Source organism: Pseudomonas juntendi (assembly GCF_021560075.1).
Classification (GTDB): domain Bacteria; phylum Pseudomonadota; class Gammaproteobacteria; order Pseudomonadales; family Pseudomonadaceae; genus Aquipseudomonas; species Aquipseudomonas juntendi.
This window is the reverse complement of the sequence record NZ_CP091088.1, coordinates 4,129,010-4,142,786: the sequence shown is the minus strand read 5'-3', so window position 1 is coordinate 4,142,786 and position 13,777 is coordinate 4,129,010. Positions and strand designations below refer to the sequence as shown.

Genomic DNA, 13,777 nt, shown 5'->3' with positions numbered 1-13,777 from the left:
TGCGTTACAACGCTTGGTACTGCATGCTGAACCCCAGGCTCATCGTGTCACCCTGTTGCAACAGCCTCAGCCCCGGCCGGCCGGGCAGGTGATGGGCGTTGACCGGGTGGCTGACCGGCTCGAAGCAGAAGAAGCCTTGCCCCGGCGGGCAGAACAGCAAGAAGTGCTCCGCCCCGCTGGTGCGACAGGCCAGCCGGTAGCCTGCCCCCGGCTGTTCGATCACACAGTGCCCCGGCCAGCCACTGAAGGCGTGGTCGACCAGCGTCTCGGGTAGGTGGCCCAGTGCTTCGAACCGCCACGGCTCGGGCACCGTGGCCTGATACGACGGCAAGCGCCCAGCCTCGGCCAGCCACACTTTGCGCGCGGGCGCAGACAGCTTGGTATCGGGGTAGCGCGGAAGGTAAGGGTGCAGGCCCAACCCATACCAGTTGGCCGAATCATCCCGGTGCGTCACATGCAGGTCCAGGGTCAGGCAGCCTTCATGCAGGTGTATATCCAGCGTGGCCTGGTAGGCGAAGGGTACGGCACTGTCCAGCGTCAGCCGTGCGCGCCGTTCGCTGTGATGCTCAACGTGCCAGGCCTGCTGCCAGGCGCTGCCATGGATGGGATAGGGGTCGTGCTCGGTATTCGGCGCCAATGCCTGCCAGCCCTGCGGCCGGGCATAGCCCCCCTCGGCAACCCGATTGGACCAAGGCGCCAGTGGGTAGCAAGCCAGCCGCCTGGGCGTGGCGCTGGCCAAGGCAGCCGCGTCGGTATGGCGCAGCAGCGCCTGCCCCGTTGCCTTGACCTGCCAGTTGACCAGGCTGGCACCCAGTTCCGGCGCCAGGCTCAGGCGGGTCAGGCGGTCCTGCAGGTGCAGTGTGGTCACAGCCATGCAATGTTCCTCTGGAGCAGAGCGATCAGTTGGCCCGCCGGTAAGTCAGCAGCACGATGCCGCATACCACTACGGCGCCGCCGAGCAATTGCAGCGGGCCCAGTTGCTGGTCGAGCAGGGCCCAACCCAGCAGTAAAGTGGCGATGGGTTCGACGTTCATCACCGGGGCGTTTTGCGCCATGTTCAGCCTGGGTACGCAGACGAACAGCAAGCTGAACGCCAGCCCATACAGCAGTACCAGGCTGGCCAGCGCCACCCAGCCACTGCTGCTGCCCGGCAGCGACAAACCGGCCGGCATCACCCCGCTGGCGCCCGCGAGCAGCATGCTGGAGAACACGATCAGCAGGGTCAGCAGGCTGCGCACCGGGCCCCGCACGCTAGGCAGCTTGTGGTCGGTGATCCACAACGCGCAAGCAAAGGCACAAGCGGCGCCGAAGGCCAGGCTGACCCCCAGCGCCCAGTGCGGGTTGCCCGCACCGCTGTCGGCCAGGCGTGCCGGCACATCCAGCGCCAGCACCAGGCCGCATAGGATCAAGCCCATGAACAGCACGGTGCGGCCAGTGGGGCGCGCACCGCCCAGCGCCCAGGTCAGCAGCGCCAGCAGCATCGGGAAGGTATTGCCTACCAGCAAGGCCAGGGCCACCGGGATGCGCGCCACCGCCGAATACAGGCACAGGCTCTGGGTGGCGATCAGCAGGCCAAGCAGCAGTTGCCAGCGGCGGGTGCCAACGGGCAGCGCCAGCGCCTGACGTTGCCACAGCAGCACGCCGGCCAGCACCAGGAAGGTGATGCCGGAACGGCAGAGTATGGCCAGCAGCACACCGGTGCCGTCATCGAAGGCGATGCGTGCGGCGATATGGTTACCGGCGAATGAGCAGGCAAGCAGAGCCAGCAGGGCGATGGCCAGCTGGCGCGGGAGCAGCGGGGGAGCAGAGGAGGGGACAGCCATGTGCAGGATCCGTTTGCAGGTAGATTTTCCAGCCCTATCGCAGTCGTTGTAGGAGCGGCCTTGTGTCGCGATGGGCCGCAAGGCGGCCCCAGCAATATTCGCAACAACGCCGAAAACCTGGGGCCGCTTTGCGGCCCATCGCGACACAAGGCCGCTCCTACAGGCTGAGGTGCGGTTACAGCACCACGCTAGGCAGCCACAGCGAAATGGCCGGAATGTAGGTCACCGCCATCAGCACCAGGAACAGTGCCAGGTAGAACGGCAGCAGCGCCTTGACCGTCGATTCGATACTCACCTTGCCCACCGCCGAGCCGACGAACAACACGGCGCCCACCGGCGGCGTGATCAGGCCGATCCCCAGGTTCACCAGCATGATCATGCCGAAATGCACCGGGTCCACGCCGATGCCGGTGATCACCGGCAACAGGATCGGCGTTAGGATCAGAATCAGCGGCGCCATGTCCATCACCGTGCCCAGCAGCAGCAACATGAAGTTGATGCACATCAGGATCACATAGCGGTTGTCCGACAGGGTGAGGAACGCCGTGGTGATCTTCGACGGGATCTGCATCAGCGTCATCACGTAGCCAAAGCTGGCCGCGAAGCCGATCAATATCATCACGATCGAGATGGTGCGCACCGTGCGATGCATCAGCTTGGGCAGGTCGCGCCACTTGTAGTCACGGTAGATGAACATGGTCACGAAGAATGACCAGACGACCGCCACGGCTGCCGACTCGGTCGCAGTGAACACGCCCGACAGGATACCGCCCAGGATGATCACCATGGCCATCAGGCCCCACAGTGCCTCACCGGCAATCTTCAGCGCCTGGCGCAGCGGGATGACCTCACCCTTGGGGTAGTTGCGCTTCTTCGCGAACAGCAGGCACAGGCCCATCATCACCGCGCTCAGCAGCAACCCCGGCATTACCCCGGCCATGAACAGCGAGGCGATCGAGACCGTACCGCCCGCCGCCAGCGAGTACAACACCGAGTTGTGGCTGGGCGGGGTCAGCAGCGCCTGTACCGAGCCGCTGACCGTCACGGCGGTAGAGAACTCGCGCGGGTAGCCTTTGCGCTCCATCTCCGGGATCAGCACCGAGCCCACCGAGGCGGTGTCTGCCACCGACGAGCCTGAAATTGCACCAAAGAACGTCGAGGCCATGATGTTGACCAGCGAAAGGCCGCCGCGCACGAAACCCACCAGCACCCCGGCAAAGGCCACCAGCCGCCGTGACATGCCGCCTTCGGCCATGATGGCCCCGGCCAGCACGAAGAACGGAATGGCCAGCAGCGAGAACTTGTTAACCCCGCTGGCCACCTGGATCATCATCGCCTGCAGCGGTATGTCGATCCACCAGGCGCCGATCAGCGCCGAAAGGCCCAAGGCATAGGCCACGGGCATGCCCAGCAGGATGAGCGCGATAAAACTGCCCAACAGAATGAACGCATCCATTTACGCCGCTCCTTCGTTTTCTTCCAGTTGGTCGAAGCGCACCACCTTGCGGTGGCTCTGGTCGCCCAGCAGGAGTTTTTCCAGCACAAACACCAAGGTCAGCACGCCACCGATTGGGATCGGCGCATAGGTCATGCCCACGCGCACACTGGGCAGGGAGGCCAGAAACTGGTTCCAGGTGGTGATGCACAGCTGGGTGCCGTACCCGGTCATGAACAGGCACACCAGGACCATCAGCACCTGCACCAGCAGGGCCACCAGCCGGCGCTGCAGCGGCGGCAGGCGGTCGGTGATCATCGCCACCGCCATATGCGCCCCGGCGCGGTAGCTGGCGGCGGCGCCAACGAAGGTGAACACCACCATCAGCAAGATGGCCACCGGCTCTGGCCAGCTGGCCCCGGTGCCGAGTACATAGCGGGCGAAGATGCCCCACGGGATGATCAGCGACATGCTCAGGATCGACAGGCCGGCGACCCAGATACAGGCGCGGTACAACGTGTCGTTGGCACGCAGAAAGAGGTTTTTCATGGGCATCACCAAAGCGGCAGGGCGGCTGACGCGGCCCTGCCGAGGTCGGTAGGAAAGGTCGCGCTTACTGCACCGCGTCGATACGTTTCATCAGGTCGGCGTATTGCGCGCCGTATTTTTCCCGCACCGGTGCGGTCGCGTCGTAGAAGGGTTTCTTGTCGACGGTGATGAACTCGACACCGGCGGCCTTGAGCTTCTCTTCGCTGCTGGCCGTTTTCGCATCCCACAGCACCCGCTCTTCCATCTGCGCCTCACGCGCTACCTTTTTCACCAGCGCTTGCTGTTCGGGGGTGAGCTTGTTCCAGGTGGTCTTGGACATCACCACCGGCTCGGGCAGGATCAGGTGGCCGGTCAGGGTGAAGTATTTGGCACTCTGGTAGTGGTTGTGTTCGAGCAGGGTCGGCGGGTTGTTCTCGGCGCCGTCGATTACCCCGGTCTGCAGCGCGCTGAAGATTTCCCCGGTGTCCATGGCGATGCCGTTGCCACCCATGGCGTTCATCATGTCGATGAACAGCGGGTTGCCCTGCACGCGAATCTTCATGCCCTTCAGGTCTTCCAGGCTGCGCACCGGCTTTTTCGTGTAGAGGCTGCGCGAGCCGCCATCCATCCAGGCCAGGGCCACCAGGTTGAAGTCGGAGTTGGTGATCTTGTCGAGGATTTCCTGGCCGATCTCGCCATCGATGACCTTGCGCATGTGGTCGTGGTCGCGGAACACGAACGGCATGTTGAACACGTTCACATCCGGCACCACCGGGCCGACGATCCCCAGGCTGACGCGGGTCATCTGCACGGCGCCGATCTGCGCCTGTTCGATCACTTCCTTCTCCGAGCCCAGCACACCGCCGGCAAACATCTTGAAGGTGATGTCGCCATTGCTGGCCTGTTCCAGTTTCTTGCCCATGTTCTGCTCGGCCACCACCGTGGGGTAGCCGGCGGGGTGAATTTCCGCGAACTTGATGTCCAGCGCCGAAACGGGCATGGCCACGCTGCAGGCGAAGGGGAGTACGGCAAGAAGCAGCTTGCGTTTGAACGTCATGATGAAACTCCGTGGTTTTTATTATCTGGTTTCGGGCGTGCAAAGGGTGTGGTGCGCGTCGCGGGGCTCAGCCCCGCCAGGCTGGCTCCTCCAGGCCCTTGGTGCCTGGGTTGAGGGCAAATACCCCACCGGCCAGCGGCTGGTCGCCAAGGTCGAGCCCCGCCGGGCGGATCGAGGTGACGTACAGGGTGTCGAGGTTGGCGCCACCGAAGGCGCACATCGCCGGCTTCTTCACCGGTACGCTGAGCGAGCGGTCCAGGCGCCCGTCAGGGGTGAAACGGTGGATCTGCCCGGCGTCATTGCCGCATATCCAATAGCAGCCGTCCTGGTCGATGGCGGCACCGTCGGGGCGGCCGGGGTAATTGCGCATGTCCACGAACAGCCGCGGGTTATGGGGTGTGCCCGTGTCGGTGTCGTAGTCGAAGGCCCAGACCTTCTGCACGCTGGGGTGCGAATCGGACAGGTACATGCGCGTGCCGTCGGGGCTGAAAGCCAGGCCGTTGGGCACGACCATGCCCGCTTGCTGCAAGTGCAAATGGCCCTCGCGGTCATGCCGGTACAGTGCACCTACCTGGGCGCCTTGCTGCATGTCCAGCAGCATGCTGCCGGCCCAGAAACGCCCTTGGCGGTCGCAGCGGCCATCGTTGAAGCGCATGCCCGGCTGCGCATGTGCCACCTTGCTGAGCACACGGCTGGCCAGGCTGCCGTCGGCCTTGGTTTGAATCTGGAAGATGCCGCTTTCCATGCCGGCCACCCACCCGTCGCCACTGCGGGCGATACAGGCCAGCATCTGGTCGCCCTGCCAGACCTGGTGCGTATTATCCACCGGCTGCCAGCGGTGCAACTGGCGCGCGGGTATGTCGACCCAGTACAAGGCCTGCTCGCCAGGGTGCCACACGGGGCTTTCCCCGGTGCCGTTGCGGGCGTCGACGATCAGTTCACAGTGCATGGCCGTGCCTCCTGGCGCGTGCGGTCAGTTGAACGGTCCGGCCACGGCAAATGCGCCGCCCTGATAGACCATGCTCGGGTCATCGGCGGCAGGCGCCGGCTCGGCTTCCACCGCTGCGCGGAAGGGCTCCGAGCTGTCCTTGGGCACGTAGCCCAGGTGTGCGGCATGGCGGTTGTCCCACCATACGGTGCGGTTGGCCGAGGCACCGTAGACAATGGTGTGGCCGACGTTCGGCGTGAACAGGCCGCGCTCAATCAACTGCACCAGATCGTCGTAACTTAACCACGTGCAGAGCATGCGCGGGTTCTGTGGCCGGGGGAACGAAGAGCCGATGCGGATGCTGACGGTTTCGATGCCGTAACGATCGAAATAGAAGCTGGCGACATCTTCGCCATAGCACTTGGACAGCCCGTAGTAGCTGTCGGGGCGGCGCGGGGCATGCGCGTCGATGCGCTCGTTCTGGCGGTAGAAGCCGATGGTATGGTTGGAGCTGGCGAAGACCACCCGTTGCACCCCATGCTTGCGTGCCGCCTCGTAGACATGGAACACGCCGCAGATATTGGGGCCGAGAATCTCTTCGAACGAATGCTCGGTAGACACCCCGCCGAAGTGCACGATGGCATCGACGCCTTCGACCAGGGCATGCACGGCTGCCTTGTCGGCCAGGTCGCAGGTGACCACTTCTTCGTGTGGGCCAGCGGCTGGGGCCATGGGGTTGATGTCGGAAAGGCGCAGGACCTCGGCGCAGCCTTGCAGGCGTTCGCGAAGGACCTTGCCCAGGCCGCCTGCGGCTCCGGTGAGCAGCAGGCGTTTAAGGGGGGTAGTGGTCATGACCGGCTCTTATTGTTAATTGTTGTAGGTTGTCGTATGACTTTTGTGATTATTGGCGGTGCGATTCAGTGTTGTCAATGACAACGCAATGTCAGTCTGGCGTTATGCGCGTGCCCTGTAGGAGCGGCCTCGTGTCGCGAAATGAGCGGCGTAAAGCCTTACAGCAATGACAACGGGTAGTTGAAAATCAACCGGTGCTCATCGAACTCGTTATTGCTGTAGTCCCGCCGAATCGACGAATTGCGCCATTTCACACTCAAATCCTTGAACGCTCCGCTCTGTATCACATATGCCAGTTCAGTCTCACGGACCCATTCCTTGCCATCCGTCACCACCCCGCTGTGCACGTCGCGGCCGCTGATGTAGCGGTTCATCAAGGTCAGCCCCGGCACGCCGACGGTGACGAAGTTGAAGTCATGGCGCACCTGCCATGAGCGTTCGTTGGCGTTGTCGAAGCTGGCGTTGTAGCTGTCATTGGCCAGGGTTCCGCCACTGGTGCCATTGACCCGCATCCAGGTATCGCCATCGACCTTCTGCAGCCCGACCCAGAAGGTGCTGCCGCCGTATTTGGCGGAGAACATCCCCGAGTACGTCTTGTTGTCCAGCTCGCCAGCACGACTGGAACCGTCGTCATCGCCCTGGAAATAGCCCAGGTTGGCGCCCAGGGTCCAGTCGCCGAGCGGCTGGCTGTGGCTCAGCTGCAGGTATTGCTGCTGGTACACGTCCTTGAGCACCGCATTCCACAGCCCCACCAGGGTGCGCTCCTGGTTGAACCTGTACTCGCCCCCGACGAAGTTGAAGCGGTCCGACACCGCGCCGCCGTAGCTCATGTCCTCCATGCTGGCGTCGTTGCGCGGGCTGTTGGCGCGGAACTGGCCGCCGTACAAGGTCAGCCCGGCAAACTCGTTGGACGTGACCTGCCCGCCACGCAATGTTTGCGGCAGTGAGCGACCGTCGTCCGCGCGCAGAATTGGCAGTACCGGCATCCATTCGCCGATTTTCAGCTCGGTTTTCGAAATGCGCGCCTTGCCCGCCACGGCAAGCCGGCCAAAGTCATCCGCCGGCCGCCCATCGTCGTGGCGTGGCAGCAGCCCGGTGCCATAGGTGCCGCCCCCGCCATCGAGCTTCACCGACCACAGCCCCAGCACGTCTACGCCAAAACCCACCGGGCCCTCGGTGAAACCGGAACGGGCATCGAGGATCACGCTCTGGGTCCATTCTTCGGCTTTGCCTTGCGGGTTGGCAGGGTTGGTGAAGTTGCGGTTGATATAGAAGTTGCGCAGGCCCAGCACGGCTTTGCTGTCTTCGATGAAACCTTGGGCAAGGCTGGTGCCCGGCAGGCAGCTGAGCAGGCTGGCGCCAAGCAGCGCACAGGGGAGGGTGGTCTGGCAGATTTTCGACATGGGTTGCTTCCGCTGATGTTGTTTTTGTTATGTGTTGTCGTACAACTTCGGCTTTTTTAGCAAGTGAAAAACCAGCTGTCAACGGCGTTGGTAGCCGGAAATCAGCTACTTTCGGCGAGGAGGGATCAAGCGCAGGCTCTAGCTCGGGGTTCGCAATGAGCGTTAGTCATACTATGACCACATGCGAATTGTTGCATTTGTCGCAACGCTCTCCCTCGAGTTCGTCAGTTTGTCGCAGAATCATTTAGTAACACTATTCTTCGTTGCTGGATGTCTTACTGATTCAGTCCCATGTAAACGGAGATTTCACCGATGAGCACCACCCGTGCTTCACACCCCTCACGCTTGCTGCCCAGATTGCTAGGCGTGGTTTTTTTGCTGATGGGCCTTGCCTTGCTGGCCGGCGGCATCAAACTGGCAACCCTTGGCGGTTCGCTGTATTACCTGCTGGCCGGCATTGGCTTGGCGATTACCGCAGCCTTGTTGCTGGCTGGCCGACGTGAGGCATTGAGCGTTTATGGCGTCGTGCTGTTGCTGAGTTCGCTCTGGTCGTTGGTCGAGGTGGGCCTGGACTGGTGGCAACTGGTCCCCCGGCTGGCCCTCTGGTTCGTCCTTGGCCTGATGTTGTTATTGCCTTGGCTACGCAGGCCATTGACGCAGGGCCAGCCTTATCCCCTCGGTACAGGGGTATTGAGTGTGGGCGTGGCGGCCGCGGGCCTGATGGCGCTGGCCAGCCAGTTCACCCAGCCCGACACCGTGGTCGGCCGCCTGGACCGTGACACGGCAGGCACCACCAGCACGGCACCGGCAATGCCTGACGGTGACTGGCAGTCCTACGGGCGTACCGAGTTTGGCGACCGTTACTCGCCACTCAAGCAGATCACCCCGCAGAATGTGGGCAAGCTCAAGCTGGCCTGGACCTACCGCACCGGTGATATCCCCGGGCCAAACGACCCGGGCGAGACCACGGCGGAAAACACCCCGCTGAAAGTCAACGGCAAGCTCTACGTATGCACCCCGCATAGCCAGGTGATTGCCCTGGACCCCGACAGCGGCAAGGAGATCTGGCGTTTCGATCCCAAGCTCAGCACGCAGAATGCGGCCAACTTCAAAGGCTGGGCACACATGACCTGCCGCGGCGTGGCCTATTTCGACACGGCCAGCTCGCAAGCGAGCCCCGTGCAAGGGCAGGCCTGCGCCAAGCGCATCTATGTACCCACCGCCGACACCCGCCTGATCGCGCTGGATGCCGATACCGGCCAACAGTGCGCCGGCTTTGGCGACAACGGCCAGATCGACCTTACCCGCAACATCGGCAGCTTCGCCCCTGGTGGCTATTACTCCACTTCGCCACCCACCGTGGCCGGCGGCCTGGTGATACTTGGCGGTCATGTCACCGACAACGTTTCCACCGACGAGCCGTCCGGCGTCGTCCGCGCCTATGATGCGATCACCGGCCAGCTGGTGTGGAACTGGGACAGCGGCAACCCCGACGCCACCGCGCCGATCAGTGACGGCCAGTTCTACACCCGCAACTCTCCAAACGTGTGGTCGGTGATCAGCGCCGATGAGAAGCTCGGCCTGCTGTACCTGCCCATGGGCAACCAGATGCCCGACCAGTGGGGCGGCAACCGCACGCCAGAGGCGGAGAAATTCAGTGCCGGCCTGGTGGCCCTGGACATCGCCACTGGCAAGGTGCGCTGGAACTACCAGTTCACCCATCACGACTTGTGGGACATGGATGTCGGTGGCCAGCCGAGCCTGGTCGACATCAAGACCGCCGAAGGCATCAAGCCTGCGGTAATGGCATCGACCAAGCAGGGCAGCATCTACGTGCTGGACCGCAGCAACGGTCAGCCGCTGGTGCCCATCCACGAAACCCCGGTACCGCAAGGCGCCGTGGAAGGTGATCACACCGCACCGACCCAGCCGATGTCCGAGCTCAATTTCATGCCGCCCACCCTGCGTGAGCGAGACATGTGGGGCGTAACGCCGTTCGACCAGATGCTGTGCCGCATCGACTTCCGTTCGCTGCGCTATGACGGCATCTACACCCCGCCATCGCTGCAGGGCTCGCTGGTCTACCCCGGCAACTTCGGGGTGTTCGACTGGGGTGGCATTTCGGTCGACCCGGAGCGCCAGATCGCCTTCGTCAACCCCAGCTACATGGCCTTCAAGTCGCAGTTGGTGCCAGCCTCGAAAATCGCCGGGCAGCCGGCGCGCAAGAGTGAAACCGAGGGCATCCAGGCCAACAAGGGGGCGCCTTATGGCGTGATCATGGGCGCTTTCCTGTCGCCGCTGGGGCTGCCTTGCCAGGCACCGGCCTGGGGCTATGTGGCCGCAGTGGACCTGACCACCCACAAGGTGATCTGGAAGCACAAGAACGGCACCGTACGTGACAGCTCGCCCATTCCGATCCCGCTGACCATGGGCGTGCCGAGCCTGGGTGGAAGCTTCACCACCGCCAGCGGCCTGGCGTTCCTCAGCGGCACCCTCGACCAGTACCTGCGTGCTTATGACGTGCGCGATGGCAAGGTGCTTTGGGAAGGGCGCCTGCCGGCCGGTGCCCAGACCACGCCGATGACCTACACCGGCAAGGATGGTCGCCAGTACGTGCTGGTGATGGCCGGCGGGCATGGCTCGTTGGGTACCCGGCAAGGGGACTATGTGATGGCGTTTGCCCTGCCGGAGTAAGCGGCGGCAGGTTCAAGGCCTGTGAGATCGAGCACCGCGCGGCCGGCGCTTGGTTTCACGGGCTTTTTTGATGGCGGGCATGTCGCGACCCAGTGGCCTCCCACAAGACGAAGTCAAAATCCCTATATATGGGATTATGTTTTACATATTGGAATTTTCCTCCGCCCAAGTTTATAGTCGCCTCACTCACTGCCAAAAACAGAACAGGTGAAGCGATGCAGGCGCAATTGATCGCGCTCGACTGGGGAACCACCTCCCTTCGTGCTTACAAACTCGCCGCGCAAGGCCAGGTGCTGGATGTGCGCACCCTGCCCAGCGGCATCATGCACTTGCCAAAAGCCCCGCGCCTGATCAACGGCCAACTTTGCAATGACGGTTTCGAACTGGCATTCGACGACGCCTGTGGCGATTGGCTCGACGCCCAGCCAGGGCTGCCCGTGATTGCCTGTGGCATGGTCGGCAGCGCCCAGGGCTGGCGCGAGGCCGCGTACCGCGAAACCCCGGCCAACGTCGCCAGCCTCGGTGGCGCGCTGCAAACTGTCGGCAGCCTTCGCGGCGTCGAGGTGCATATCGTGCCCGGCGTGATCCAGCACGCGCGCCTGCCCAATGTCATGCGGGGTGAAGAGACGCAGGTGCTGGGCGCGCTGCCTGGGGTGAATACCGATGACCTGCTCATCGGCCTGCCCGGCAGTCATTCGAAATGGGTAGAGGTTGTCGATGGCTGCATCGTCCACTTCGATACCTTCATGACCGGCGAAATGTTTGCCGTGCTCAGCGCGCACAGCATCCTTGGCCGTACCCAGCAGCGCGGCGCCGCGTTCGATGCGCCAGCCTTCGACCTCGGTGTGCAGGCCGCCTGCTCCGCCGAGGGGGAGATCGGCCCGCTGTCCACCCTGTTCAGCGCCCGCACCCTCGGCCTGACCGGTGAGCTGAGCGCCAGCGCCCAGCCCGATTACTTGTCGGGTCTCCTGATCGGCCATGAACTTTCTGCGCTGGCCAAACTGCAGCGCCAGCGGCGCCACAGTGTGCACCTGCCGGAAATCCTGCTGATCGGCAACGGCCCGCTGTGCGCGCGTTACAGCCGGGCCCTGCAGGCATGCGGCTTCACCCATGTGAGTGTCGCCGAGCAGGCCACCGAGCGCGGTCTTTGGCAACTGGCGCTTGCCGCCGGCCTGGTTCATTCATCCTGAAGGGAGCTCGACATGCTCGAACAAGCATTGGCACACAACGGCCTGATCGCGATTCTGCGCGGTTTGCAACTGCATGAAGCGGCTGCGGTTGGCGAAGTGCTCTACAGCGCCGGCTTTCGCATCATCGAAGTACCGCTCAATTCGCCTGACCCGTTCGCCAGTATCCGCCTGCTGCGTCGCACCCTGCCTGCCGATTGCCTGATCGGTGCAGGTACCGTGCTGACGCCGGCCCAGGTCGCGCAGGTGAAAGAGGCGGGCGGCCAGCTGATCGTCATGCCCCACAGCGACCCAGCTGTACTGCGTGCTGCCAAGGCGGCAGGCCTGTACCTGGCACCAGGCGTCGCCACACCGACCGAAGCCTTTGCCGCCTTGGCGCAAGGGGCCGATGTGCTCAAGCTGTTCCCGGCCGAGCAACTGGGTCCAGAGGTAGTCAAGGCCTGGCTTGCCGTGCTGCCCGCCGGCACCGTGCTGGCGCCGGTCGGCGGCATCACCCCCGGCAACCTGCAGCAGTTCCATGCCGCTGGCGCCCGGGGCTTCGGCCTGGGCTCCGGCCTGTACAAGCCAGGCATGACCCCTGAACAGGTCGAGGCCGCTGCCAAGGCTTACGTGAGCGCCTGGCAGAGCCTGCGCTGAGCCGGCCCTGCACTGCATCCAACAAGAGAGACAAGCAGATGAAAATTACCAAGCTGACCACCTTCATCGTTCCGCCGCGCTGGTGCTTCCTCAAGGTCGAAACCGATCAGGGCGTCACCGGCTGGGGCGAGCCTGTTGTCGAGGGCCGCGCCCACACCGTGGCTGCCGCCGTCGAGGAACTGTCCGATTACCTGATCGGCAAGGACCCGCGCAACATCGAGGATATCTGGACCGTGCTCTACCGCGGCGGCTTCTACCGCGGTGGTGCCATCCACATGAGCGCCCTGGCGGGTATCGACCAGGCGTTGTGGGACATCAAGGGCAAGGCGCTGGGTGTGTCGGTCAGCGACCTGCTCGGCGGCCAGGTGCGCGACAAGATCCGCGTGTATTCGTGGATCGGCGGCGATCGACCCGCTGACACCGCGCAAGCGGCAAAAGAGGCCGTGGCACGTGGTTTCACCGCCGTGAAGATGAACGGCACCGAGGAACTGCAGTTCCTCGACACCTTTGACAAGGTCGACCAGGCGTTGGCCAACGTCGCTGCCGTGCGCGATGCGGTAGGGCCGAACGTGGGCATTGGCGTGGACTTTCATGGCCGCGTGCACAAGCCCATGGCCAAGGTGCTGATGAAGGAACTCGACCCTTACAAGCTGATGTTCATCGAAGAGCCGGTGCTCAGTGAAAACTACGAAGCGTTGAAAGAACTGGCGCCGCTGACCAGCACGCCGATTGCGCTGGGTGAGCGGCTGTTCTCGCGCTGGGACTTCAAGCGCGTGCTCAGCGAAGGCTACGTCGACATCATCCAGCCCGATGCGTCGCATGCCGGCGGCATCACCGAAACCCGCAAGATCGCCAACATGGCCGAGGCCTACGACGTCGCCCTGGCGCTGCACTGCCCGCTGGGCCCGATCGCCCTGGCGGCCTGCCTGCAGCTTGACGCTGCCTGCTACAACGCTTTCATCCAGGAGCAGAGCCTGGGCATTCATTACAACGAGAGCAACGACCTGCTCGACTATGTGCGCGACCCCGGCGTGTTCGACTACCAGCATGGCATGGTCAAGATCCCCAACGGCCCTGGTCTGGGCATCGAGATCAACGAGGAGTACGTGATCGAGCGCGCCGCTGTCGGCCACCGCTGGCGCAACCCGGTGTGGCGTCACGCCGATGGCAGCTTTGCCGAGTGGTGACTGCCTGGCCCCAACTGCGTTGAAACGACCTCAATAACCATAACAAG

General features: G+C 63.5%; 12 protein-coding genes. 4 read left to right on the top strand and 8 right to left on the bottom strand.

Annotated features, from left to right (window positions below; genetic code table 11):
* Window positions 1–4: 4 nt before the first annotated feature.
* The 8 genes from L1P09_RS19280 to L1P09_RS19245 all read right to left on the bottom strand — a co-directional run bounded on the left by L1P09_RS19280 (window position 5) and on the right by L1P09_RS19245 (window position 8,026).
* The gene (locus tag L1P09_RS19280; protein WP_054905984.1) at window positions 5–874 is read right to left on the bottom strand and encodes an aldose 1-epimerase; all 870 of its coding nucleotides are present in this window, start codon (window positions 872–874) and stop codon (window positions 5–7) included.
* Window positions 875–899: 25 nt separating this feature from the next.
* Window positions 900–1,823 carry an EamA family transporter gene (locus L1P09_RS19275; RefSeq protein WP_235768010.1) on the bottom strand — a complete coding sequence of 308 codons (924 nt, stop codon included), beginning with the start codon at window positions 1,821–1,823 and terminating at the stop codon, window positions 900–902.
* Between the two features lie 175 nt (window positions 1,824–1,998).
* Window positions 1,999–3,279, bottom strand: coding sequence for a TRAP transporter large permease (locus L1P09_RS19270; protein WP_009682579.1), 1,281 nt, complete (start codon window positions 3,277–3,279; stop codon window positions 1,999–2,001).
* On the bottom strand, window positions 3,280–3,807 hold the full coding sequence (locus L1P09_RS19265; RefSeq protein WP_009682578.1) for a TRAP transporter small permease: 528 nt from the start codon (window positions 3,805–3,807) through the stop codon (window positions 3,280–3,282).
* A 64-nt stretch (window positions 3,808–3,871) separates the two neighbouring features.
* Window positions 3,872–4,843: a TRAP transporter substrate-binding protein gene (locus tag L1P09_RS19260; RefSeq protein WP_029885563.1), complete on the bottom strand. Its 972-nt coding sequence runs from the start codon at window positions 4,841–4,843 to the stop codon at window positions 3,872–3,874.
* A 67-nt stretch (window positions 4,844–4,910) separates the two neighbouring features.
* Window positions 4,911–5,792: a glucurono-1,5-lactonase gene (locus L1P09_RS19255; RefSeq protein ID WP_235768009.1), complete on the bottom strand. Its 882-nt coding sequence runs from the start codon at window positions 5,790–5,792 to the stop codon at window positions 4,911–4,913.
* 24 nt (window positions 5,793–5,816) lie between these two features.
* Window positions 5,817–6,623, bottom strand: coding sequence for an NAD-dependent epimerase/dehydratase family protein (locus L1P09_RS19250; RefSeq protein ID WP_009682575.1), 807 nt, complete (start codon window positions 6,621–6,623; stop codon window positions 5,817–5,819).
* Window positions 6,624–6,781: 158 nt separating this feature from the next.
* Window positions 6,782–8,026, bottom strand: coding sequence for an OprD family porin (locus L1P09_RS19245; RefSeq protein WP_235768008.1), 1,245 nt, complete (start codon window positions 8,024–8,026; stop codon window positions 6,782–6,784).
* Between the two features lie 312 nt (window positions 8,027–8,338).
* Between L1P09_RS19245 and L1P09_RS19240 the strand changes: the two genes are divergently transcribed.
* The 4 genes from L1P09_RS19240 (at window position 8,339) to dgoD (ending at window position 13,730) form a co-directional block, all read left to right on the top strand.
* Window positions 8,339–10,720 carry a glucose/quinate/shikimate family membrane-bound PQQ-dependent dehydrogenase gene (locus L1P09_RS19240; RefSeq protein WP_054905979.1) on the top strand — a complete coding sequence of 794 codons (2,382 nt, stop codon included), beginning with the start codon at window positions 8,339–8,341 and terminating at the stop codon, window positions 10,718–10,720.
* A gap of 215 nt (window positions 10,721–10,935) precedes the next feature.
* On the top strand, window positions 10,936–11,910 hold the full coding sequence (locus tag L1P09_RS19235) for a 2-dehydro-3-deoxygalactonokinase (protein ID WP_154211821.1): 975 nt from the start codon (window positions 10,936–10,938) through the stop codon (window positions 11,908–11,910).
* Between the two features lie 12 nt (window positions 11,911–11,922).
* Window positions 11,923–12,543 carry a 2-dehydro-3-deoxy-6-phosphogalactonate aldolase gene (locus L1P09_RS19230; RefSeq protein ID WP_154211820.1) on the top strand — a complete coding sequence of 207 codons (621 nt, stop codon included), beginning with the start codon at window positions 11,923–11,925 and terminating at the stop codon, window positions 12,541–12,543.
* Window positions 12,544–12,581: 38 nt separating this feature from the next.
* Complete coding sequence (gene dgoD, locus L1P09_RS19225; protein ID WP_154211819.1) at window positions 12,582–13,730, top strand: galactonate dehydratase; 1,149 nt, start codon at window positions 12,582–12,584, stop codon at window positions 13,728–13,730.
* Window positions 13,731–13,777: the final 47 nt, after the last annotated feature.